Origin of the sequence: Niabella beijingensis, from assembly GCF_020034665.1 — a bacterium.
In the GTDB taxonomy this organism is placed as follows: Bacteria; Bacteroidota; Bacteroidia; order Chitinophagales; family Chitinophagaceae; genus Niabella; species Niabella beijingensis.
Map to the genome: position 1 here is coordinate 882,640 of NZ_JAIQDI010000001.1, position 25,411 is coordinate 908,050.

Consider the following 25,411-nt stretch of genomic DNA (forward strand, 5'->3'; position numbering starts at 1 on the left):
GGGCGAAGGTTTGCCCGCCTGTATACCGGTCAGCTTTCTGGTTTCTTATATCTCAGCATTAAAAAAAGCAGCATGCATTTAATATCCCTGCGGGTTAAACTGTGTCCATCCCAGCGTCCATACGGCACCGGAAGCAGGAATCGCACCTTTTGTGGCAATATTTCCACCTGTGGCGGATTTCAGCACCGAAGGATTATAGGCAGCACCTGTATAAAAGGGACTACCGGAGAACTGCACCTGGTTCGACAATCCGGTAAAGAAGGTATTACCAACATATCCGGCGGGGGTAGCTCCTGCGGGTGTTACCACAACACCGGTGGTATAACCGTGTACCACGTTGTTGCTAAAGTGGCTTCCGGTTGTTGTGATATTTTCAAATGCCACTCCTGTGTTATACCCTATGATAACGGAATTCTGAATATCCAGAGCCGACCTTCTTCTCCAGCGGTTACCGTATTTCAGTCTGTTAGCAGCAGAATCTTTTACTGCAAGTCCCACAAAAGTGAAGTTTCTTAATACCGGTTTGGTAGTAGGTGTGGCCGCACTTCCGGTACCATCATTATCGCTTTCCAGGCCATTGGCATCCGTTGTGGCCGGGCTTCCGCTGAGACTGTAAGTAGCTTTAACATCTTTCAGACTGATCCCGTACTGGATCGTACCCTGATAACCAAAGTCAAAATCAAAGTCATCATCTTCCGTTGACAATGCCACCAGGTGATCCGCATTTACGGTACCGCCAAAAAATTCATAGGCATCATCCTTACTCCAGGAAACCTGGATATTGGATAGTACCGTTTTGTTACCTACTCCGGCAAGGGTAAGGCCATTGATTTCGTTGTTGGGCGACAACAGGTAGCCCGGGAACTCAATCCTTACATACTTTAATGAACCGGAGCTATCCGCAGCGTTGGTGCCACCAAAGTTTACATTCACACTTGCGGGAAGCGGATCGGGGATACCTTCTACCCTCGGATTTGTTTGGTTGGTGGGTGCATTACCGAGCAACACCACTCCACCAAAGTCCCCCGCCAGGCGGCCGGTAGCTTTGGGAGAAGTAAATACAATGGGAGCAGCAGCAGTACCATTGGCCACCAGCCTGGCATTGCGGGGTACTACCAATACACCTTTCAGCGTTTGCGGACCATAGGCCGGGTCGTTATACGTTTTTGCAGTGCCGGATGTGAGGAAGGTTCCGGCTTCAATGGTGAGGGTATTACCGGGCTTTACATAAGAAACACCATCGATCAGCCATACCGTGTCTTTCGACAGGAATTTTACCGTGATCAGGCTGTTCCCGTCCACCGGAATGTGCTTCTGGGGCTTTGAGGGTAAGCCCGCGCGTGCTGGTCCGTTGAATTTTTCATCCGTGTTGTTTTTTCTACAACCGGTAACAGCTGCTGCTGCAACAACAACTGCAACAGCAACGCTTTTAAGTTGGGTTTTCGTTAACATAAAAAATGATTACTTTTTTGTTACCTTTGTTTTGCTGTTTTGCATGGCCCGCTTCAAAAAGGCAACATATTGCGGCGGGTTCATGTATTCCTTCTTCCGGCTTTCCTGTTTTTTATTATTTTATGGTCTTTACTCCTGGTGAGTAAAACCCGGTTGGGCAACAGGGCCGGGAAGTATGAATTATTTACAAACCTTGCAGTAACATCGGGTATCCTGCCGGTCTTTAGAACTTATAGGTTACAGCCACACTGAAATTTCTGCCGCTCTTTTCCCGGTAGGTAATCCGGTCCCCTTTCTCTTTCTCGTATGCTACTGAATGACCACCTTTCAATTTCCAGCCGGCAAAATTGCCTTCTGCGGTGTTACTGCTTTCGTATGCCTGCAGATTCTGATAATAAAAACGGTATTCATTCAGCAGGTTGCTGCAATTGATCTTTATTTCCAGTTGCTGTTTTAAAAAGCGGGCATACACCTGAAGGTCGAGGAGATTACGCCCCTGCTCGTACTCCGTTTCTCCCGGGTTCAGATTGACCAGGTTTGTCCGGTAACCGGTCCGGTTAAAACTCGCCGTGATCCCCCACAGATCTCCCTGGTAGGCCAACCCGGTATTGATCATCCAGGGCACCTGGCCGATAAGGGGGCGCGCAACAGAACCTGTATCTGTATAATATTTCCAGGCTTCAGATCCGTCGGGAAGCGTTCCCGCCACGGGATAGGTAGCCTGGATCACTTTCGATCTTATAAGTGCTGCATTGCCAAAAAGAAAAAAGTCTTTTAGCCAGTCTGCCGATGCATTGATAAAATCCAGTGACTTGCGAAATTCTGTTTCCAGGCCCGCATTTTTTGCATGATCCTGGTTAATAAACATATAATACCTTGCTCCGGCCGGATCTGCCATCAACTCGATGGGTTTATCGAGGTGCTTATAGAAACCTCCGACCGTAAAGATCTCCGTTGGCGAAGGATACCATTCAAAACGTATGTCAAGGTTATCTACTATTGTTGAAACCAGTTTTTTCCCGGTTATTGTAGCATTCAGGTCAAAAGAGTACATTCCAAAATAAGAGGTCTCCCTGAAATCGGGCCGGATGACTGTACGACTGTATGCACCGCGGATATTCACTTTGGGCGTAAGACTATAAACAAGATTGGCAGAAGGCAGCAAGCGCCAGTCTTTCTCTTTTAATTCCCTGTCATTAAAATAATTGGGGCGATAGGCCCAGAAAGGGATCTCGCCTCCATACCGCTTTCTTAAAAAGTCATCATCCTTAGAACTTAAATTGAAATACTCGGCACGCAATCCATAAATAAGCCGCCATTTTTTAAAAAAACGCTGATCAGCCATTGCATAAACGGAATGATTCTTAAGGTCTCCTTTAAAAAGAACATTATTTAACGTTATGGCATTATAATATGCCTGACCCGCTCCTGCGCCCATGTTTGCAGGATTAAAAAGATAATCATAAGAAGAGCGGAATTTATAACCGTTATTAACCCTGGAGGTGTACATGGTGAGCATAACGGTGTTCAGCGTTCTGCTCTTATACCAACCATTATACCCCAGCTTCAACAGGCTGCTGATCTTTTTATCCGCTCCGAACTGCCTGCTTAAGATCAGCTTCCAGTTATAGTCTGTTTCATCTACAAAAGTCCAGAACCGCTGTGGCTTGCTGATAGCACTCTCACCCGTTTGACTTGCGCTGTAAATAAACGGCTCCTGATAATATCCGGTGCCATCAACGGTTATCCGGGAATAGTTCATGATACGTTGATCGCGTATCTGCTGGCGTATCTTTATAATACCAGCTCCATAATCAATATTCAGTCCGGAAAGCGTTTTCTGTTCTCCTTCCAGTAAATGCTGCCGCACCTGTGTCAGTTCCGGTTGTTGAAAAAGCACCTTCGATGGCTGGTCGGTACGCACATCTGAAACAACTGCAAAATCATACATATAGCGTTCGCTGTACTCATCATTCAGCACACTGGTAAAAAGGTTCTTAAACGCTACCTTAAAGCGTTGCCCCTGCAGGCCGGTGTTTAACACCAGTCCCAATGTACTGTTATGCCTGTAAGTAAGCCCGCTGCCGTGCATAGCACGGGCCTGGTCGGGATCCGTACTCACGGAATCCAGGTAACTTACCCCATTGAGCTGCCCTCTTACATTATTATAAGGCACTACTGTCTGGCTGTTGCGCAAACTGGCTCCCGCCACAAATCCGATCCGGAGCCCCTTATCATTTAGCGGATATACTCTTCCCAGTGTAATACGTCCATTGTAGAGCGGCAGGGTTTTGTACCGGTACAATCTCAGTCCGTCGGCACTTATTCTTTTGCTTTGAGCGATGGCGTCAAAACTATTATAGGGCACTTCCCGGTCACCATCAAAAGCCCTTCCCTCATCGGAGCCGTTTCCGGGCTCGCCGGGTGGCGGCACATCATTTCCCGACCCGGGAAACTGCCAGGATATTATTTTTGTTTTCAGTTTACGGCTTCCGTCTTCAAATCCGAAAAAATCGTATTTTCCCCAGCGGCCCAGGCGGTAAAAATCCTTACCCGTCCCCTGGTCATTCATTCCCAGACCAAGGCCAATGATTGTAAAACTATTAACGGGAATATCCAGCGTGTTCACGCTAATTTGCCCGCCGCTGAACTCTGCTGATACATCGGGAGTAGCCGTTTTATTGACCACAACATTGCTCACTACTTCCTGGGGAATGGCATCAAAGGAAAAGTCCCTCCGGTTCATACTGGTACTGGGAACCACGATCCCGTCTATCATTCCCTGGTTATAGCGATCACCCAATCCTCGAACCATTACATACCGATCGTCGATGGTGGTAATACCGGTAATTCGTTTCAGTACCTGCCCCATATTGTTGTCGGGTGTCCGGGCGATTTGTTCTGATGAGATCCCGTCTGTAAGCGAGGCCGCATTTTTCTGCCGGAGAAAATGCGATGCAATGCTTTCCTTGCGCACAGAAGAAGTAACCACCACCCCTGCCAGCTGATCTTTCTGGCGTGTCAGGGTGATATTCAGTTCCAGAAAGGGCCGTTTGTTGAGTTCGATACCTGTTATTTTTTTTATGGTATACCCTACAGAGGAAACCGTTGCAGCGTATGTACCCTGCTCCAGCGTTATTTTAAAAGCACCGTTGGCATCGCTTATCAGCTGATGCGTTCCGATGGTCACTGTTGCATTTATAAGCGGATCACCGGTTTCGTCGTCTACCACCCTGCCGGCAACCAGGGTAGTATCCTTATCAATCGGCTTCTTCTTTTCAAAAATCTGAACGACAATATTGTTCCCTTCGGCTATGAAAGACAAACGGGCGAATTGTTTCAAGTGCCCCAGCACTTCGTTCAGTGGTGTATCGGTATAGTCAACGGCTGTTATAGAGATATTTTGTGCGATTTTCTTATCGTAGGAAAACCGGGCTGCACATTGTTTTTGAATTGCTAAAAAAACCCTATGCAGATCGGTGGCCGTTTGATGCAGCGTCACCGGATAAGGGGGGATCTTTACGGTTTGCGCGGGCAGGCTGATACCGGTCAGCCAAAAAAACAAACTCATTGTAAAACATCTCCCCAGGCTCATTTTCCACCTGGACGCATACCTGTTCTGACAGCACTGCATCATTTCAAAAACCGGATTTTATTTTGTTAAAGATTTATTGAGGGTTTGGATTGCCGAAGCTTTTTATTCAATGAGTAATCGTGTATTGCCTTGCTTCTTTTTTGTAGTGCAGGCCATGAATGAATAGCACTTTTTCAAGTACATCGGCCACCGACTGTCTTTTAAAAACACCTTGTACATATTTATCATCCAGCAGTTTGTTATCTGCAGCAATTGAAATATTATACAAGATTCCGATCCGCTCCAATGCCGTTTTCAGCGGCACATTATCGAAGGCGATTTCCCCGTTCTCAATCCAGCGGTTAAAAAATGCCGCTCTTACAGGTTCCACCTGCTTATTCCTGCGGCGGTCGATGCTTACCCGTTCATTGGGCCTCATCGTGTAGCTCCAGTCATGTTGTTGTACTACCACTTTTCCTTCCATCAGCGTAACATGCATTTCTTCCTCGGTTCCATAAGCCTCTACATTAAACTTTGTGCCTTTTACAGTGGTGACAATATCTCTGTTACGGATGATGAAAGGTCGCGTGGGATCATGTGCCACTTCGAAATAAGCTTCACCATCAAGACTCAATTCCCGCTTTTTTTTATTAAATACCGACCTGTCGTAACAAAGACTTGCATGACTGTTCAGAAAAACGATACTGCCGTCTTCCAGCTTTACGCGGTGCACCGATGTGGAGGAAGGATTGCTGAGTTGTACCCATGTTTCTGCTGCAACATGAGACATAACGGGTTTGGACAAGACCGAATACAGGTAACCACATGCGGCAGCCAATAAAAAAACTGCCGCTGCCGCATAGCTCAATTTCCTGGATTGGGGAACAGATGCCCCTGCTCTTCTAAACAGTTTCTTTTTTTCTTCTTTCGCTGTCACCGACGTGCCGTCCACAGTTGTTGCCGCGCGGGCAAAACTGGCAAAATAAGCATCAAATACCCGGGTATCCTCCCCCGCCAGATAATCTTCCACCGCCTGCTGCTCCAGGTCCGTACATTGCCGGTTAAAATACCTGTGGAGTAATTCCTTATCTATATTCATGGTTTTGTAATAACGTACCATAAACACGTTTCCCGGACAATAAAGAACCAGGTGTTTTTTTGAATTAATATTAAGATAATATGGAGGAATAGCTGTTTGAAATACTTTTGACCGGCAGTACCTGACCATCGTTTTAAGTAAAACAACAGTATGTCGCTGTTTAACACCAATAGTAAAAAAAAGGCCTTCAGCAGTTTATATGATGAACTATATGATCTTTTGTATCCTGCCTTCCTGAAAATCATAAAAGATGAAGCCCGTACCAAAGATATTTTACAGGAAGCTTTTATAAAACTGTGGAACAATTGGGATCAGATAGACAGCAATTCCGATCTGCGGCCGCTGGTATATACATATGCCAAAAATCTTTTTCTTGATGACCTGCGCAAAACAAAAATGCGGCGGCAAAAAGAAGAAGCAGCCTTATCAACAGCTTCCAAAACCGCAACAGGTGAGGATATTGTGCGTGCCAAACAGGTTCAGGAATCCATCGACCGTTCCGTCAGCAAAATGCCGGCGGCCATGCAGCGGGTCTTCATTTTGTCGCGCGAAAGACGGCTTTCCAATAAAGAAATTGCTGCGCAGCTCTCCATCTCCAGCTTTACCGTAAAACGGCACCTGCAGGATGCACTTCATTTTTTAAAAAGAGATATCAGCCGGCAATAACACAATGATCAAACCTCTTTTTATAGGATCCTTACTGCTCTGCCTGCTTTATGCCGGTTGCAAAAAAAAAGATCAGTTGCCGCAAGAAGACCTTCCTACGGAAACCGCCATTAACACCTGGATCCTGCAGCAACTGCAAAAATACTATTACTGGAACTCGGAACTTCCGGCCCGCCCCGTTCTTAATCAGGATCCTGTCCGTTTCTTTAATGCTTTAAAGAATACAGCAGATCGGTTTTCCACGCTGTATTACAAAAAAGATCCCTCAAGTATTGCAGGCACGCTGATGAATACCTTTGGTATAGACATTGTAGGCGTTGTCAACCAGGACCGGTTCCAGGTAGTTATCATACAAACCGTTCCCGGCTCTGAAGCAGCAGCTAAAGGGCTTACAAGGGGCCAGCTCATTAAAGCCCTCAATGGCCAGCCGGTCACCAGCGACAATATAGCACTCCTGGTTCAGGAGGCCATAAAACAAAAATCCATTCTTATTACCAAGGATGACAACACAACGGTAGCCATTGCCGCAGGGTATATCGCCGAACCTGTCGTGTACAAACAGGCAATTTTTGCAGCAGAGCATACTAAAACCGGTTACCTGTTCCTCAACAGTTTTGAATTTCACGGAGCTTACGAAATACTCGAGGCGTTCGAGCTCTTTAGGACCTCCGGTGTTCGCGATCTGGTGATCGACCTGCGTTATAATACCGGCGGAAGTGTTCCTTTTACAGCATTTTTAGCAGCCCTGGTGGCCCCGGTAAAAGAGGACCAGTTGTTTGTCACCTTTAAAGGAAATAATCACGCGGGAACAATCAACAGCAGTTTCAGCAATGAGCTGCAAAAACAACCCGACGGCTACAACTTCAGCTGGGTCCAGCTTGCAGCCCATCGCTTAACGATATCCAGGGTATATATATTAACAGGCAGGCATACTATTTCCGCGGCTGAACTTTTTATCAACAACCTTAAACCTTATATAAAAGTCATCCAGATCGGCGAGACAACATTTGGAAAAGATATGGCATCCCTTGAAATAAAAGATGACCGGAATCCACCAGTAATAACCGACCTGATTCTTTATCCCATGGTTTTTAAAATGTATAACGCCCGGGGAGCAGGCAACTATGCCGCCGGTATCCCGCCGGACTATATGCTACCGGACCCTGGTGCCTTACCACTATATCCTATTGGCGATTCCAGGGAGCCATTACTGAATAAGGCGCTTTCCCTTATCCAGGGAGCTCCGCCCACTGCTACCCAAACATTAAAGCAGCCTCCTGCGCTCAGCATTACCTACAGTTCCCGGGCAGCAACCGGCGGCATTCCGCTTATTATATCCCTCCCGGAGAGATCACGAAAAAAAACGGCTGAAATTATTTTATAGCCCCCGGCTTCTTTTATTTTTCTTTCTCTAGCTTTGAGCATAATTCTGTGAGCACCCCATGCGTGGATTTCGGGTGAAGAAATGCAATATTCAACCCTTCCGCTCCGGGCCGGGGTTGAACATCGATCAGATCGACCCCTTTCTGCTGCACAGATTGCAGGGCTGCTGCCACATCATCAACCGCAAATGCAATATGGTGCACGCCCTCTCCCTTTTTTTCAATAAACCGGGCAACCGGCCCGTCGTCATCCGTGGGCTCCAGGAGCTCAATTTTTGTATCACCGATTTTAAAAAAGGCAGTACGCACTTTCTGGTCGGCTACTTCTTCTACCCGGTAACATTCCAGGCCAAACACATCTTCCCAATAACGGATGCTTTCTTCCAGGTTCCGGACTGCCAGACCAATATGTTCAATATGTGACGGCTTCATTGTTTTGAATTTAATTAAATGACTGGAGCTGCTATTTAACTAAGATCTCTCTTTTATCAAATGTATTGGCACTGAAATAACCTAATGCTCCGCCGTGAATATTGGAGAGCGGGTTTCCGGGAGAAGCACTTTGACTTTGCCCAAGGGAGCTCTGGGCGAGGCTGTACCAAAAATCGTAATTATCCCGGCTGATGCACCGCATATCCACACGAAGGTTATCTCCCCGTTTCAGGTCCGACGTACCGTCATCCGAAAAAATCAGCAACTCATACACCACGTTCCTTCCATCGATCAGTTTGTCATTCGTAACAAAAATGGTATTCTCCTTGCGTCCATCCACATACTGTGTGAACCGGTATGCATCTCCTTCCCCCGGCGGGTCTTTGAATTCCACGGTTGCGATCAGTTGCTGCCGGCCCAGGAACTGGCGGCGTATCGTATACAAGGAATCAAAAGCCACTTTTTGCGGCATAGTGGAGCTGGCCGTAAATGTCTTGCCTCCTATTTTTACCGACAGGCGATAGGTGCTGCCGGGCTTGCCGGAAGTATCGGCTTCATAAAGTCCGTTGCCTTTATGCTCCAATAATACCGGTGTTTTTCCATCCTCACTAATCGTTACCACGGCATCCTCAACGCCGGTAAAAACATTGGAATCGGTCACATCCAGGGTCTGGGAAACGATTACGTTATATGAATTCTCCTTATCTGTTACTGTTCCTTCTATCACATATTTTTTGCTTACGCCATTGAGATTTACATCGATCACTTTCTGGCAACCCATTGCAACAAAAAGAAAGCAGCCAAGCAAACTGTAAACAAAAAAGACGTTTTTTTTCATCTTCTAAAATTTAAAATGCCAGGAAACAGAGGGTACAAAACGGAAGAGCGAGGTCTGCAGCACTTCCGTTACATCCGGGTTCTTGTCGTTTTGCTGAAAAGTGATGAGATAAGCGTTCTCCCGGCCGTAAGCGTTAAACAGACTAAAAGCCAGCTCCGACGATGTATTTTTCCGCCTTGTCTTTAACTGCCTGGTGGCTCCAAGGTCGAGCCGGTGGTAGGCCGGCATCCGGTGCGCATTCCGTTTTGTATAATAGAAAACGATCTGTTTATCGATCACATACTTTCCACTTGGAAAGGTAACTGCATCACCGGTATAGTATACCCAGTTTGCCGAAAGATTCCATTTCTTATTCAACTGGTAGTTGGCTACAATGGCCACATCATGCGTGCGGTCCTGCCGGGCATTGTACCACTCGCCGCCGTTAATCCCCGCAATCCGGCGTTCGGTTTTTGAAAGCGTATACCCTGCCCAGCCGGTAAACCGTCCCTGTTTCTTCTTCAACAACAGTTCGATCCCGTAAGCCCTCCCGATGCCGGAGAGCAGCTGTGTTTCAATGGCGTCATTGGTATACACATCCGCACCGGTACGGTAGTCTATCTGATTTTGAAACGATTTGTAATACGCCTCCGTGGTCAGCTCATACCGGTTGCCGGAAAGGTTCTTATACCAACCCAGCGAATAAATATCAACGATCTCCGGTTTAATGGTGTTGGTACTTGCTACCCATTTGTCCGTAGGAAAATTAGCCGCAGAGTTGGAGATCAGGTGAAGATTCTGTGTATTACGGGCATATGAGGCTTTTATGGATGTACTGTTGTTAAGAATAAAACTGGCTGCCAGACGGGGCTCAAGGTTCCAGTAATTTTTTACCAGCGCACCTTTTCCATAACTCAGGGTATCCGTGATGGTTCCATCTTTATCTACTTCATAAAAATCACCGGGGCCCAAAATAGCAAAGGAAGAAAGCCGCAGTCCGAATGTAAGGTTAAGCCAGGAGGCAGCATTCCAGGTATCTGTGGCAAAAGCGGCATTTTCCCATGAATAACGGTCCTGGAGGTACAGGTTATTATAACTTGTTTTGCCCGAGCTGGTTATTTCACCCGGTGTGATGGTATGATAAATGGTATTGAATCCAAAACGGAGCGAGTGCCGGGCTCCTGCATACCATTGTATCTCTTCCTTCAGGTTCAGGTCGCGTATCTGTGAAAAAATGTTCAGATCATTATTGGAATTGTTAATGGCAATATTATAGTTAAAATCACTGTAGATAAAAGAGGTGTTGGAAAACAACCGGTCATTGAAGATATGGTTCCAGCGCAATGTTCCTGTTTTATTGCCCCAGTCCAGTCCGAATTGTTTTTCGAGTTTGAGCACGTCCCGCCCCAGGTACCCGGAAAGATACAGCCGGTCTTTTTTCCCGAGCGTATAATTCATTTTTGCATTGATATCATAAAAGAACAGACGCGTATTCTTATTGGTAGAATCACCGAATACCGGCAGGAAAAGATCTGCATAGGTCCGTCTTCCCGACACCAGGAAGGAGGATTTATCTTCCTGGATCGGCCCTTCAACATTCAGCTTTGCTGAGATCAGCCCCACGCCGCCGCTCACCGCGTAGCGTTGGTTATTGCCTTCGTTCATTTTCACATCCAGCACGGATGAGAGCCGGCCGCCGTATTGTGCCGGCATACCTCCTTTATACACTGTTACATCCTTTACGATATCCGAATTAAAGGTGGAAAAAAATCCCATAAGGTGGGAGGCATTGTATACATTGGCTTCGTCGAGAAGGATCAGGTTTTGATCCGTTGATCCGCCCCTTACATAAAAACCGCTGTTCCCGTCGCCTGCTGATTTTATACCCGGCAGCAACTGGATCGCTTTTAAAATATCCCGTTCTCCGAGCAGCATGGGGATCGTGTTGATCTCCTTCATCGTCAGCCGTTCCACCCCCATCTGTGTTCCGCGGATCGTGCGGCCTTTTGTATTGGCCGTTACCTGGATGTTCTCCAGGTCCACCACCAGGTCCGGCAGTTGAATATTCTGTATCTTATCACCATCCAGCTGGATAGTTTCCGTTACCGTTTCATAGCCAACAGCAGAATAAGAAACTTTATAGCTTCCCTTCGACAGGGTAAGTGAGTAAAATCCATACTCATTGGAAGTAGTGCCCGCAGCATTGTCCTGTACTTCCACGCTTGCATTGATCAGTGTTTCCCCGCTTGCAGCCGACTTTACCGTACCACTGAGTGTAACCCTTTCCTGCGCAAAAGAGCCGAGTGTAATGAATAATGCAATAAAAAAAGTTCCTGTCTTTCTTTTCATAATTAAGTCATAAACAACCTCCAATTCAACAAAAATAACCGAACTGCAGCAGATTATTGCTGTGCGGTGTTCTTGGGCGGAATGATAAAAGACAACGGCTTTTTAAAGAAATGCCGCACGATGATACTGATCAGCTCGGGGTAACGGCGCAGCTGAATGCCCCTCGACTTTACCGCAACAAAAAACGCCAGCGAAAAACTGGCCAGGAAATTAAAGAAACCAATACCCATAACACCCAGAAATACCGTCACCAGGTATCTTGTGGGAATGTTTGCGATGCCCAGCCCGTAAACACCTATCGCCATATTTCCGGATGAGATGGTGATGTGCCGGATATCGAATGGCACTCCGAATATTTTACCAACATTGGCCGCCATTCCAAGGAAAAAACCCAGACTGATATTACCCGCATAAGCTCCTGCATTTTTTTCAATAAAACCGGCCCAGCGGCTTCTTTTTGCCGCAGAGGTGCTGGTATGCAGCCCGGGATGATGAGTTAACCGGTTGCCGATATTGCTGAAACGGATCTTATTCTGCACATACCCTGCAATAATCCCGCTTAAAAACAGGAACACACCGGTATTACAGGCGTACAACAGCGAAAGGCTCTGAAAAGGATGCTGCTCCTGTAACAGCATAAAAGCGGCCTTGCCTTCTACCAGTTTCTGCCCCATCAGCTGATGATAGGTCCATGCCAGCAGATAAGTACCGGGAAATACGATGATGAGGTTTCCGACAAAAGAGGCCGTCTGACTGCGGATCACTTTGGCTACTGTCAACGCCAGGTTTTGAAGATCCAGCTGATCCAGGCTTTTTTTTGAATCCAGTGAAACCGCCACTGCATTCGCGGTAAAGGCCGGTTGCTTTGTAGCCAGCGTGGAACCGGTCTGATCGATCAGGACAAATCCAGCGCTGTAATTGACACTGTACCAGAAGCCCTGCCAGAAATAGGCATAATGCAGCCTGGCCAGTATGTTTTTAACGACGGCCACAAAGCAGATGATCAATCCGCCCCACATGGCGCTGATCAGCATGTTCAGATAATCCTTCCGGGTAGTGGTAATGTATTTGCCTCCCTTTTGTCCTTTGTGTTCTGCGATCTGGTAAGCGATATACCCCACACCCTGGGAAATAAACTGACGGAGACTGTTCTTAAGATTTTCATTCCGCACCAGTAGTTTAAAAAGATCTACAAACCGGCCTATGTCAAAATGATCATCATTATCAATCGTGTCCAGCAGGATCTGCATGCGTTCGATACGGGCACTCAGGATCAGCAGCAAATAACTTTGCCGGATGCTGGTACCCCGCTGATCCTGGTGCTGGCGGATATAGTGGATCTCATTTTCAATTTCAAAAAGTACGAGCTTCAACCGGTTGGTCACTTCCCGCATATTATACGGATCATTCTTTACCTGCTGCTGTAGTTCGTGCAGCAGGCGGCTTTGCAACAGGAACGGATTCTCCTGTCTTGAATGGAACGGGGCAATATAGCCGGCGATTTCCTTTTCAAGTCCGTCATTTGCCACCTGGAACGACAATACCGTCAACGCATCAATCAGGTGTTCCGTTAACCGCTGGTCTTTGGCCTGAAGGGTGAATTGGAGTAATTCAAAAAAGCTCATCCAGGTGGAGCGCCGGACGGCTTCGATCCATACATGATCATTCTTTTTGTAAAATACCCGGTCCAGTACGTATATAAAATCATCTTTATCCTGCTCCTTGGGAAGGACCTTATGCTTCAGTTTGCCGATCAGCTCATCCCAGAAACCGCTGCTGAGGGGGATACCGCTTTCGGTGAACGCCCCCTCCAGTCGTGCATTGATCAGCTGTACAAGGATGGCCTGCTGTAATTTGGCGACCAGGGTAGGATGCGCTTCGAGAAAGACGATCATGTCCTTCATCCTTGTGTCTGCCAGGTGCAGTTCCTTTGCAGCAGGCCGCAGATCCCCGAAAAAAGCGATCAGAAAATCAAGGCTCTCTTCTTTTGTACGGATCCCGTAAGCGGATTCGTCCTCCAGTACTCTTTCAAAAAAGCTTTGTTCCTTTTTTTTTCGTTTGAATAGATTCATCCGCGTATTTTAATCACAACCCGGAACGCCTGTAAAGACATCCTAAAAATAACAAACTACTTTTTGTATTACTGCTTTAGGTGCTATGAAATTATTGTTACGATCCAGCTCCTTTCAAAGTGCTGACCCGGTTCCAGCATCTCAATGCCCTCTTTTTTTGTCACATCCTGATCAAAGCCTACTGTGTCGGCGATCCCGCACCAGGGTTCAATACAGACAAAATCGGCGCCCGGGGCAGCCCAGATACCCAGGTAAGGAAAGCCTTCCCAGGAAAAATCAAATCCCTTCCCGTTTTTTTCAGACCGCACGGCCAGCTTCCTGGACTTCAGCTCTTTCAGTACCACTGCATCTTTTGCAAACAGCCCTTTATTCAGCCGCAGGACATTTGAATTGTTCAAAAAGGGTACCGGTGTTTGTGCCAGCAGACCGCCTTCTTCGATCGGCCATTTTCCGGCCGTTTCTTTTTCTTCGAATTCAAGGTAATATTCTGCATAAGCATCTCCCCGGAACAGGGGCAATTTAAATGCAGGGTGCCCTCCTATGGAGAACCACATTTTTTTATTACCGGAATTACCGACATCATAGGTTACCTTGAGTGTCTTTCCCTCAAGCAGGTATTTCAATTTCAACTCAAAATCAAAAGGATACAGTTTTAAGGTTTCCCCGTTACTTTTCAGGGAGAACACCAACTCATCCCTCAGTTGCCCGACCGGCGAAAAGTTCATTTCACGTGCAAATCCATGCCGGTTCAGGTGATAATCCTTCCCCTCGTACCGATAGGTATTATCCCTCAGTGTTCCCACGATCGGGAACAGCACCGGAGAATGCTTTCCCCACACCGCAGGGTCGCCACTCCACATATATTCCTGACCCGTGCTTTTATCAATGATGCTTTGCAATTCCGCCCCCGTTTCAGAAACGGCAATTTTTAACACACTGTTCTCGATCTGGTATATCTTACCCATAGTGTCCTGATTTGAACATTAAACGGGAAATATACCGATTTAGTATACATTTTCGCAACAAATTCCTGTTTTTCAATGTCCGGCAACTGTAAAAAAAAACAGCTTATTCGCGGATATTCCAGTCGGAGGGGGCCTTAAATGTCTTTCTGCCCTGCTCATATGGCGGAACCTTTTCAGCAGGCACGATCGTCCGGTATTTTTTTGAGAGTTCCAGCAGCGCCTTTACCTGTTCCGGGTATCGGGCACTCAAGTCCTCTTTTTCATACGGGTCTTTATCTATGGCAAAGAGCTGCGGAGCATCAGCTGCCGGCGTGGTCTTATTGCCGGTTTTCGGAATTACCAGTTTCCATTCATCTTTGATCAGGGTTCCGTTGCCGAGATAAAGCTCACGTCCGGTATTTTTCTTTTCTGTAAGACTTTGTACGATGGAACGCCCGTCATAAGGTTGCGGAGGCGCCGTTTTTATTCCGGCGATTTCCCGCAGGGTTGGTGCGATATCAATATATCCCGCCACCTGTTCGCAGGTCCAGCCTCCTTTGAAACCGGCCGGCCATCTGATTACTGCAGGCACTCTTACCCCGCCTTCCCATTCCTGGAATTTAAAGCCCCGCAGCGGCTGATTGCGTCCGCCTTCTTTTTGAGCCGCACCATTGTCGCTTTGAAATAATACGAGAGTATTCTCATCAATACCTGCCGCCCGCAGTGCCTTCAATATATGACCGATTCCTTCATCCAGGGCCGCAACCATTGCCGCATAGGTCTGCCGGCGTGTATTGCCCCTTCCCATAGCGCCTTCATTACCCGTTTGTTCCTTGCCAAAAACAGGTTGTGACGGGTCGAAGCCGTATTTCAGGAGATCACCTTCCTTTGCCTGCAGGGGCCCATGCGGTGCGTTATAGGCTATATATAAAAAGAAGGGGCCTTCGCCTTTATAATCGGAGATGCATTTAACAGCTTCCCTGGTGATCAGATCGGTTGTATAGCCGGTATCCCGCGCGGTTTCCCAGTCGTTGTGCCAGTCCAGCTCTCCTTCGCGTTTGTGCGTAAAGTAATCGATAGCGCCGTTGTAATGCCCGTAAAAATGGGTAAATCCGCGGCGCAACGGAAGGTATTTTCTTTTGGAGTGCCCCAGATGCCATTTACCGATCGCCGCCCGGTTTTTATAGCCGGCCTGTGCCAGCATCTGCGGCAGAAATTCCGCTGTTGTATCCACACCAAAATTCAGCCATGGGGCGATCACGTTTTCACGCAGCCCGTACCGCTCGGGTAACCGCCCGGTCATGATACCTGCACGTGTCGGGGAACAGATAGGACTGACATAGTACCGGTTCAGGATTACGCCCTCGCGGGCCAGCTGATCGATATGAGGGGTCCGGATCTCACTGCCATGAAACCCTACATCCCCCCAACCCATATCATCGGCCACGATGATCACTATATTGGGGCGGGAGTCCTGAGCCTGCAACTGCAACTGCAGCAGGACAAAAAAGAACAGGAACCACGCACTATGCCTGGTCCTTCCGGAAGATTGAATCTTTATTTGCATGATCGGATAAATATTTTTCTACAAATTCGCTTGGCGTGGCTCCGAACTGGAGCGTAAAACATTTGGTAAAATAAGAAGGCGAGTTAAACCCTGTCCGGTAGCCGGCTTCTGAAACATTACAATTGCCGGACAATAACAATTTGGCAGCTTCTTTTAGACGGATCACCCGTATGAATTCATTCGGACTGTGCCCGGAAATGGCTTTCAGTTTTTTATGCAGGGTGGAGCGGCTCATGGCCACAGCCTTACTGAGTTCTTCCACCGACAATTGATAATCATCCAGTCGCTCCTCAATGATTGTTGTGATCTTTTCTACAAAAATCTTATCATTCGTGTTATTGTAAAGGGTATCCGCTTCCACAAACGGATGCGCACTGAATTTCTCTTTTAAACGGGCCCTTGTTTCAAGCAGGTTTTTTATAGTGACCGTGATCTGCTTCCATTTGAAAGGCTTCATGATATAAGCATCGGCGCCGCTCTCCAATGCCTGCAGTTCCGCCTCGGTAGTACCCTTTGCCGTAAGCAGGACTACCGGTATATGGCTGCTGCTGATCTGCTCTTTGATCCGGCGGCATAAAACGATCCCATCCATTTCAGGCATCATCAGATCGGATAATACCAGATCGATCTGACGCGATTGTAAAATACCCAATGCTTCTTTTCCGTTGATGGCGCAGCAGGTATGGTACCCCTCACCTTTCAGGTTCGCTGAAATATAATCGAGCATGTTCAGATCATCTTCCACAATGAGAACTGCCGGTCGCCCGGTCTCTTCTTCAGCGCTTCCCGTCTCCGCTGCTGCAACAGGCCCTTCTCCGTTTATCCCCGTTTCAAAAGGGAGGGTGAGGATAAAAGTGGTAAATCCGTCTTTACCATTTACTGCGGTCAACGAACCATCGTGTTTCTCTGCCAGCGCTTTGGCCAGCGAAAGCCCGATACCCGTACCCCCTATATTCTTTAGCTGTGCGCCGTCTCCGCTGACCTTGTAAAATGGTTTAAATACAGCTGTTAATTCGGTTTCCGGAATACCGATGCCATCATCCTTTATATGCAGGGCCACCGAACGGTTCCCCCTGGCATCCGGTTCCTGCTGGGTCACTTTCAGTTCCACTGCAGCCGCAGCGAACTTGAAGGCATTCATCAGCAGATTGGTAAGTATCTTCTGGAGCGCCTCCGGATCTGCATCAATGGTAAGCCGGTCTATATCCGTTGTCAGCAGGAACTTCAGCTTCTTCTGCGCGGCAATGGTACCAAAGCGGGCGTACAACGCCTGAACAAAGGAGATCAGCTCCACCGGTTCTTTCCGTATGGTATAGATATCACTTTCAATCCGGCGGAAATCAAGCAGCTGGTTCACGAGCGATTGTAACCGCTCACTATTCTCTTCCATTACATGCAGCTGCTTACGCTGTTCGCTCTGCAGTTCCGCATCCTTCAGGTTTTCCAGCGGCGCCATTATGAGGGAAAGCGGTGTACGGATCTCGTGCGCCATCGTTGTAAAAAAATCTATTTTCTGCTGATAGAATTCCTTTTCCCGCTGAACCTTCATTTTCTCCAGGCGTACTTCATTTTTACGGAGTTCCCGTTGTTTATAATAATTACGCAACAAAAAAATACCCGCTACCAGCAGCGCCATATACAACACATATGCCAGGTTGGTCCTGTAGAAAGGCGGGCGGACCCGTATGACTACCGATGCTTCTTTATCATTCCAGTTGCCATAGATATCCGTAGCTTTTACTTTAAACAGGTATTCCCCAGGAGGCAGATTGGTATAGGTGGCCACACGCTGCGTACCCACATTATTCCATTGCTTGTCGAACCCCTCCATTTTATAGGCATATTTTATTTTGTTGGGATCTTTGAAATCGAGCAGTGCATATTCAAAACTGATCACGGACTGGCTGTAAGACAGCTGGATATTCCGGGTGAATCCAACCAGCTGCTGCAGCGCACTTTTGCGGTCACTCAGATCCGGTTCATGATCAAAGATTTTAAAGCTGGTAAGAATGAGATTGTTTCCGGTTGTCTCAGTGCGGATCTTTCCGGGATAAAAAGTATTAAATCCATTGATACCACCAAGAAAAATACGACCGTTGCTGGAACGGTAGTAGGCATTGTAATTATACAGCTTGCCCTGGAGATTGTTCAGCCCGGTATAGGACCAGATCCGGTTGTCTTTTTCCGAAAACCGGAGCAATCCGTTATTGGTTGAGAGCCATAAATAACCCGAATCATCCGGAACGATACCAAAGACCACATTGCTCATTCCCTGCGCCGGCCCGTATCTGGTAAATGTTCCGGTTTGCTTGTGGAGCCGGTTCAGCCCGCCACCATCGGTGCCCACCCAGAGGACGCCCCCCTCATTATCACAGAGGGAAATGATCTTATTGGAGCTGATCGTTTCCGAGCCGCTTGAGGTTCTGAACTGCTCCCATTTTCCGGTCTTTAGATCTTTCTTTATCAGCCCGTTCTCATAGGTGGCGATCCACAGGCATCGGTCCGAATCTTCATACACCTTATAGATACAGCTGTTCTGCAGATCCAGGTCTGTTACTTTTATGAACTGCCTGGTTACCGGATCAAAAGTATTGAGGCCCTTTACCGTCCCCACCCAGATAGTACCGCTGCGGTCTTCATAGATACTGTAGATACTGTTGGAGCTGATACTGCCTGGTTCGGCCGGATCATGATAATACCGGTTTACCTGACCGTTGTTTAAATCGACAACATTCAATCCTCCCGAAAAAGTACCCACCCAAAGCCGGTTGCCACGGTCTTTGTACAGCGCATGAATATTGGTGTAGGAAAGTGGTTGCGTATAGGGCGCAAAAGGATATCTGAAAAAACGGCCGGATGCCGTATCAAAATAATTCAGTCCCCCATTTTCGGTGCCGACCCAGAACCTTCCCGGTTTGTCTTCCAGAAAACAACTCACGGCACTGCCGGAAAGTCCGTAGGTACTGCCGTTCGGATAATACAATTCAAATGATGCATCACCGGGTGAAAAATAATTCACCCCGCCAAAATAAGTTCCTACCCAGATCCCTCCCTGACGGTCTTCACAGATTGAATAAACGGCATTATCGCTTATGGTATACGGGTCGCCGCGGTTATTTTTATAGGTGGTGAAAATGCCCGTGGCCGTATTCAGAACATTTAATCCCTTCTCGGTTGCCACATATACCTGCCCCGGCATGGGCTGATAGATCGCACGCACGATATTGTCGCTGATGGAGCCTTCACCTCCCGTGCGAAACACTTCAAACCGTTGCGCTTTCGCCGTCCACTTATTTAATCCGCCCGAGAGGGTGCCTGCCCAAAGCGTCCCCTCCGGATCCTTATAAAGCGAAAGGATAAAATTACTCGACAGGGTGCCTGTACCCCCGTCTGCTTTATGATGCCGGAAACGGTTCGTTACCGGATCCAGCACATCGATCCCCTCACCAAAAGTACCCATCCAGATATGCCGGTTATTGTCCTCGGCCAGCTTCCGTACCTGGTTCAGTGAGAGCCCCCCTTTTGCCGCACGGTAATTCATCACGGTGCCTCTGCGCGGATCAAAGCGGTATACACCATTGCTCCGGGTTGCCACCCAGATCTCCCCGCCAGATGATTTAAGGATATCGAAGATCAGGTCTTTTTTTGCAAAGGCGATACGCTCGAATTTTTCCCGGCTCAGGTCAAAGGAGTACAGCCCTTCTTCTGTTCCGACCCAAAAGGTCGTACTATTGATCTTACAAACAGAATGAATGAGGCTATTGTCCGCATGATCTTTATCTTCCCTTACCTGATAGATCTTAAAGTTGTATCCGTCAAAGCGGTTAAGTCCGTTCTTGGTCCCAAACCACATATATCCCTGGTCATCCTGCAGGATGTTCCATACCGTATTGGAAGACATCCCGCTCCGGACACTATAATTTTTGAACAGTACCTGCTGGCCCTGTAATAACGTGGCCGGTAACAGCAGGAAGAAGACCAGCAACCGGACCCTCCCCGTAATTATTGTAAAAATTCCAGGTACCTGTATCCTGTTATCTGACAAACCGCACAATCCGTTTATTTTTTCGGTTTCTTTCTCGCTGCAGTATCCGGTACTTCTGCATTTACTTCTTTCAGCCACTGATCCAGTTTCTTTTTAAGTGCGTCTCTTTTCTCCGAAAGCTGGCCGGCAATATCGTGCTGTTCCGAAGGGTCGTTCCTAAGATCGTATAACTCCGTACGATTGGCCTTGTAAAAATATAACAACTTATAATCCCCATCGCGCACGGCGCTGCACATACGGTTTACCCAACGGCCGGTTTCGGAGGGGTAGTGCCAGAAGAAGGGTTCCCGTTCTTCCATCTTTTCCCCCTTCAGCAGCGGAACAATACTTTTACCATCCGGCAGATACTCCCTGTGCCCCCTGGCCTGCGCCAGTTCCAGGAAGGTGGGATAAAAATCGGTCGCCATCACACGGGTATCGATCGTCGTATTCGGACGGATCCCCGAAGGCCAGCGTGCGATCAGGTTTTCGCGGACACCTCCTTCATACAGCCAGGATTTACCCGCACGCAGCACCCCATTATTTCCAAGATGCCAAACGCCGCCGTTATCCGAAAAAAAGATCACCAGTGTATTCTTATCGAGTCCCGCTTTCTTCAGCGTTTCCATAACCGTTCCCACTCCTGCGTCAATCCGTTCGATCATTGCAGCAAGATACGGGTTATCCAGGTGGTCGGCTTCATGCCGCTGGTTCTGCGGACCGTACAAAATTTCCGATTTCCCTTCTCCATATTTTGCATCAAATTTCGCTTTGTATTTTTTTACCAGCTCTTCCGGAGCATCCAGCCGGGTATGCACACTGTAAAATGTAAGATACAGAAAGAAGCGTTTCTTTTTATTCCGCAGGATAAAATCAGCCGCTTCGCTGCATTGCCGGTCGGTAAGATACTCCCCCTCTTCTCCTTTGTCAAACGTACTTATTTTATCATAAGGATAAAAATAATCCCCGTCGGCAATATACTTTGTTTCAGAGCCGATCACTTCATCAAAGCCATGTTGCTTCGGGTTCCCTTTAGGATGATCAAATTTAGTATCCAGGTGCCATTTGCCTACAATGCCGGTATGATATCCCGCCGCCGCCAGCGCCCTGTTGATCGTATAGGATCGTGCCGGATCCAGGTAACGGTCTGCATTATTGTCCAGGAAGTCGGTGATCCGCACCCGGGCAGGGTATCGGCCTGTCATGATCCCCGCACGGGAAGGCGAGCAGATGGGCGCCGCCGAATAGGCCTGTGTAAAACGGGCCCCTTCTCCTGCCAGCCGGTCCAGGTTCGGCGTTTCATTAAACGTATTGCCATAGCATCCCAGCTCGGCCGACCCCAGATCGTCCGCCATAATAAAAATGATATTCGGCCGCTGCTGTGCTGCTGTACTGATCGTCCACAGGCTTACCAAAATCAAAAAGAAACATCTTGTTTTTTTCATCTGTTTGTGTTCAAGGTTTTATTATAAAATACATCAACGGCAACGCTGCGTCCATTGTGGTGTTGCCCCTTTTTATTATTTGTCTGCAGATCGGAATAATATACCGGTGTTTTTTACCGGGTCATTCAACACTGTTCAGAAAATAACCGGCGGATAGGGCACTTATTTATCTGTTTGAAAAACATCCGGTAGTTTCCCTGTTCCTTCCACCAGGGAAGGAATACCGAGCAACCGGCAGATCAGCGGCGCAATATCCAGCATGCGCAACTGCTCCAGGGCCGCGCCCTGTCTGATTCCGTAGCCGGAAGCGATAAAACCGGTATAGATCTCATTAAAATCCGGATAATAACCATGCGCACCTCCCAGCGGCTTATTGCGTACCAGCGGACCTTTTGCCGCATTATTTGCCACCACACCTTTCTTCATCGCCAGCGCCAGTTCCACCTCAGGATTGGCTCCTATGGCCGCCAGCTCTTCTTTTGTAATGATGCGAAACAACTTATCCGATCCGGGTATACGGCGCAGCAGCTGTGCCACCTGCTGTGTAACGGCGGTATCTCCGGGTGTTTTTGTATACAGGAATGCGGATCCGCCAGCCGTATAGAATTTTGCCTTCCAGTCATTGCCACTGATCAGCCCGTTTTCCGCCAGCAGCGCATTGGGTGCAACACTTTGCGTAGCATCTACAAAACCATGATCGCCCGTTACAATGACCGTGGTACCGGACTCCTGTCCCGTTTCTTTTATGGTAGTCATCACCAGTCCGATCATGCTGTCGATAGCGGCCACGGCCTCTTTTACTTCACGGGCATCCCTGCCATGCTCATGCTGCGCATGATCTGCCTGTACAAAATGGACTGCCAGCAGGGAGGGCTGATACTGTTTAAATATAAAAGCCGCCATCCGTCCGATGGTATGATCAATATTGCTGTATTTAAAATCTTCGGCAGTGACCGGTGCACCGGTTGCTGCTGCCATTTTATCCAGCAATCCGGCCGGTGTTACATAGGGTCTTGTAACAGAAAGCTGGTCCGTTTTCTCATCGCCGTCTGCGCGGCGGACGGGGAAATTATAATCTACCGGTGCTCCAACGGTCACCGGCCACATGACGGCTCCGGATGTAAGCCCCGCCTGTTTCACAGCCTTCCACAATGTGGGCACTTTTATGGCGCTGTCTTCCCAGTACCAGCGGCCTTTCGGTGCTTCAAACGGCGCATTGTAGTAAATACCGTGTTTCCCCGGAGGCTGTCCGGTGATGATGGCCGTATGTGAAGGATAGGTCACCGTGGGAAATACACCTGTCACCTGCCTTGCATATGCCCCCAGCTGTTTTAACTGCTTCAGATGCGGCGTCGGCCAGGAGGGATCCAGATAAAATTCAGGCCGCAAGCCATCGATGCTGATCAGTACCACATGTTTTGCAGACTGCGCTCCCGCAGGCATTACCGCCCCGAGAACAACCGCAACAAAAAAGATCTTCTTTAATAACATAACTATTCGTTTACAGCAATCAGTTCCACATCATCAATCCACAATTGCGATCCGGAAGCGGCAGTTCCGAAATAAAGCCCCACGCGGTACATCCCGTTCCGGGGAATTGCAGCGGATGTAAACTCAAAACTTTTCGTGTCTGATTTTATATTCAGTTCCTGGTCAACAATCCTGTGGGCACCGGGTCCGGTGCTTTCAAGCCGGACAAAAAAACGGGTATCTTTATCCGACCGCGCCTTCAGCCGTAACCGGAACCGCTCGCCTTCCTGTGCCTTAAAAGGCCATAGCATGGAAAGCGCTGCCGGCTTTGCAGCAGCCTGCTGCACCGAAATAAATGCGGATCTTTTTCCTGTGATCCGGCTTTTATCATCAACCGTAATGGAGCCTTTCATGTCTTCTGCGCAGTGGATGTTCCAGCCGCCCAGGTTGTCGTCAAAACGACCGTTGATATTTCTCCGGTACGCCTGCATACGTGCACCATATTCCCGGGTATCCAGCGGAAAAGCACCGATCTTATGCGCCCATTGTTCCCAATCCGTATACATCGCTTTTACCCGTTCCGGATCCCTGCTGCCCAGATTGTTCGTCTCTGTAGGGTCTGCAGTCATATCATAGAGTTGCAGCGAGTCTATTGAAAACGAAGCATCCTCCGGTGTTTTAGCCACCAGCTTCCATTTCCCGTCGCGCAGGGCAATATTGGCCTCGTGCTCCCAGTAGATCTTTCCGCGGTTGTTGGACCGCCCTGAGAAATGTGGCAAAAGACTTTTTCCTTCCATCGGATGAATGTCATGGCCATGGAACACGGAAGGATAGCGCGCACCGGATACCGCAACACAGGTAGCCATGATATCAGTGATATGGCCGTAATCGGAAACAAACCTGTTATTTAGACCGGGGGCAATGCCTTCAGGCCAGTGTACGATCAGTGGCGTGGCGATCCCGCCTTCATGTGTAAAATGTTTATATTGCTGAAACGGTGTACTGCTTACATTTGCCCAGGGCAGGCGATAGCTTTCAAATGTTTCTTCCGTTCCGTCCACCGCTTTACTTTTACCGCTGCTGATAAATTCCGCACAGGCGCCGTTGTCACTGAGAAAGAAGATCAGCGTATTGTCCAGTGCGTTATTTTCCTTAAGTGTCTGCACAATTTTCCCGATGCCCTCGTCCATAATATCGATCTGCGCCGCGTAGATCGCCATGCGCATGCTCATTTCTTCTTTTTCTTTTTCTGTTAACCGGTCCCAGGGGGGAACCGTCGCATCCCTCGGCGTACTTATTGTTCCAGCAGCAAACAAACCGATCTCTTTTTGTCTTTTAAATCGGTCTGCCCGTATTGCATCCCATCCTTTTTTATAAGCCTCCCTGTACTTATCAATGGTTGCTTTAAATGCATGCAGGGGCCAGTGGGGAGCAGTATAGGCCACATACATAAAAAACGGATCCCTGCCCTCTTTACTGAAATGCTCTTTCAGGAAACGCACACTGGTATCCGATATCGCATTGGTCAGATAAAAATTATCCGGTGCTTTATAACGCCTGTTATCACTATAGATCATGGGGGTGAAATAATTGGCGCCACCCGGGATGATCCCGAAATAGCGATCGAATCCTCTTTGCCTCGGCCAGTTGTCGGTTACTTCACCATCGATCTTACGTTCATTGGTAACATGCCATTTTCCGGTCATGTAAGTATGGTATCCAGCGGTCTTTAGTACTTCGGCAATGGTTACGCATTCGTTATTCAGGTTATCCTGGTAAGCGGGGCCGGTGCCCAGATCTGCCGCCGCCATCCAGCCCATACCTGCCTGATGCGGGTACAACCCGGTCAGCAGGGAGGCTCTTGTCGGACAGCAGCGGGCCGCGTTATAGAACTGCCGGTAACGGATGCCTTCCTTTGCCAGTCGATCCAGGTTAGGGGTGCGGACTTCCCCGCCATAGGCACCGATGTCGGAGTATCCCATATCGTCGGCCATGATCAGGACGATATTTGGCTTGTTTTGTGCCCGGGCAAATACCGAAACACTCATTAAAAATATAAAAACGGAGAAGCGGAACATTCGTTATTTAAATTTAAAGTTAGACCTTCTTTTGATTCAT

At 48.0% G+C, this 25,411-nt stretch carries 15 protein-coding genes; 2 read left to right on the forward strand and 13 right to left on the reverse strand.

Annotated elements, in window-relative coordinates:
* Nucleotides 1-78 precede the first annotated feature (78 nt).
* The 3 genes from K7B07_RS03840 to K7B07_RS03850 all read right to left on the reverse strand — a co-directional run bounded on the left by K7B07_RS03840 (nucleotide 79) and on the right by K7B07_RS03850 (nucleotide 6,146).
* On the reverse strand, nucleotides 79-1,452 hold the full coding sequence (locus tag K7B07_RS03840) for a hypothetical protein (RefSeq protein WP_223707629.1): 1,374 nt from the start codon (nucleotides 1,450-1,452) through the stop codon (nucleotides 79-81).
* 223 nt (nucleotides 1,453-1,675) lie between these two features.
* A complete protein-coding gene (locus K7B07_RS03845; RefSeq protein ID WP_223707631.1) occupies nucleotides 1,676-5,023 on the reverse strand; it encodes a TonB-dependent receptor in 3,348 nt (1,115 codons plus the stop codon).
* A 130-nt stretch (nucleotides 5,024-5,153) separates the two neighbouring features.
* The gene (locus K7B07_RS03850) at nucleotides 5,154-6,146 is read right to left on the reverse strand and encodes a FecR family protein (protein ID WP_223707633.1); all 993 of its coding nucleotides are present in this window, start codon (nucleotides 6,144-6,146) and stop codon (nucleotides 5,154-5,156) included.
* 129 nt (nucleotides 6,147-6,275) lie between these two features.
* On the opposite strand from K7B07_RS03850, the gene K7B07_RS03855 reads away from it, so the two are divergent.
* Nucleotides 6,276-6,791, forward strand: a complete 516-nt coding sequence (locus K7B07_RS03855; protein ID WP_223707634.1) for an RNA polymerase sigma factor — start codon at nucleotides 6,276-6,278, stop codon at nucleotides 6,789-6,791.
* 76 nt (nucleotides 6,792-6,867) lie between these two features.
* Nucleotides 6,868-8,175 carry a S41 family peptidase gene (locus K7B07_RS03860; RefSeq protein WP_223707636.1) on the forward strand — a complete coding sequence of 436 codons (1,308 nt, stop codon included), beginning with the start codon at nucleotides 6,868-6,870 and terminating at the stop codon, nucleotides 8,173-8,175.
* 13 nt (nucleotides 8,176-8,188) lie between these two features.
* On the opposite strand, the gene mce is transcribed toward K7B07_RS03860, so the two are convergent.
* The 10 genes from mce to K7B07_RS03910 form a co-directional block, all read right to left on the reverse strand.
* Complete coding sequence (gene mce / locus K7B07_RS03865) at nucleotides 8,189-8,605, reverse strand: methylmalonyl-CoA epimerase (RefSeq protein ID WP_223707638.1); 417 nt, start codon at nucleotides 8,603-8,605, stop codon at nucleotides 8,189-8,191.
* Between the two features lie 31 nt (nucleotides 8,606-8,636).
* On the reverse strand, nucleotides 8,637-9,443 hold the full coding sequence (locus K7B07_RS03870) for a DUF4249 domain-containing protein (protein WP_223707640.1): 807 nt from the start codon (nucleotides 9,441-9,443) through the stop codon (nucleotides 8,637-8,639).
* A 3-nt stretch (nucleotides 9,444-9,446) separates the two neighbouring features.
* Nucleotides 9,447-11,771 carry a TonB-dependent receptor gene (locus K7B07_RS03875; protein WP_223707642.1) on the reverse strand — a complete coding sequence of 775 codons (2,325 nt, stop codon included), beginning with the start codon at nucleotides 11,769-11,771 and terminating at the stop codon, nucleotides 9,447-9,449.
* A 53-nt stretch (nucleotides 11,772-11,824) separates the two neighbouring features.
* Nucleotides 11,825-13,843 carry a site-specific recombinase gene (locus K7B07_RS03880; RefSeq protein WP_223707644.1) on the reverse strand — a complete coding sequence of 673 codons (2,019 nt, stop codon included), beginning with the start codon at nucleotides 13,841-13,843 and terminating at the stop codon, nucleotides 11,825-11,827.
* Between the two features lie 83 nt (nucleotides 13,844-13,926).
* The gene (locus K7B07_RS03885) at nucleotides 13,927-14,808 is read right to left on the reverse strand and encodes an aldose 1-epimerase family protein (protein ID WP_223707646.1); all 882 of its coding nucleotides are present in this window, start codon (nucleotides 14,806-14,808) and stop codon (nucleotides 13,927-13,929) included.
* Between the two features lie 103 nt (nucleotides 14,809-14,911).
* Nucleotides 14,912-16,354, reverse strand: a complete 1,443-nt coding sequence (locus tag K7B07_RS03890) for an arylsulfatase B (protein ID WP_223707648.1) — start codon at nucleotides 16,352-16,354, stop codon at nucleotides 14,912-14,914.
* Entirely contained in the window at nucleotides 16,314-20,399 is a 4,086-nt protein-coding gene (locus K7B07_RS03895; RefSeq protein ID WP_223707650.1) for a hybrid sensor histidine kinase/response regulator transcription factor, read from the reverse strand. Before K7B07_RS03895 ends, K7B07_RS03890 begins: the two co-directional genes overlap by 41 nt.
* A gap of 14 nt (nucleotides 20,400-20,413) precedes the next feature.
* Nucleotides 20,414-21,823 (reverse strand): sulfatase, encoded by a 1,410-nt coding sequence (locus K7B07_RS03900; RefSeq protein WP_223707652.1) that lies wholly within the window; start codon nucleotides 21,821-21,823, stop codon nucleotides 20,414-20,416.
* A gap of 162 nt (nucleotides 21,824-21,985) precedes the next feature.
* Nucleotides 21,986-23,314 carry an alkaline phosphatase family protein gene (locus tag K7B07_RS03905; protein WP_223707654.1) on the reverse strand — a complete coding sequence of 443 codons (1,329 nt, stop codon included), beginning with the start codon at nucleotides 23,312-23,314 and terminating at the stop codon, nucleotides 21,986-21,988.
* Nucleotides 23,315-23,316: 2 nt separating this feature from the next.
* On the reverse strand, nucleotides 23,317-25,371 hold the full coding sequence (locus K7B07_RS03910) for an arylsulfatase (RefSeq protein WP_223707655.1): 2,055 nt from the start codon (nucleotides 25,369-25,371) through the stop codon (nucleotides 23,317-23,319).
* Between the last annotated feature and the right edge of the window lie 40 nt (nucleotides 25,372-25,411).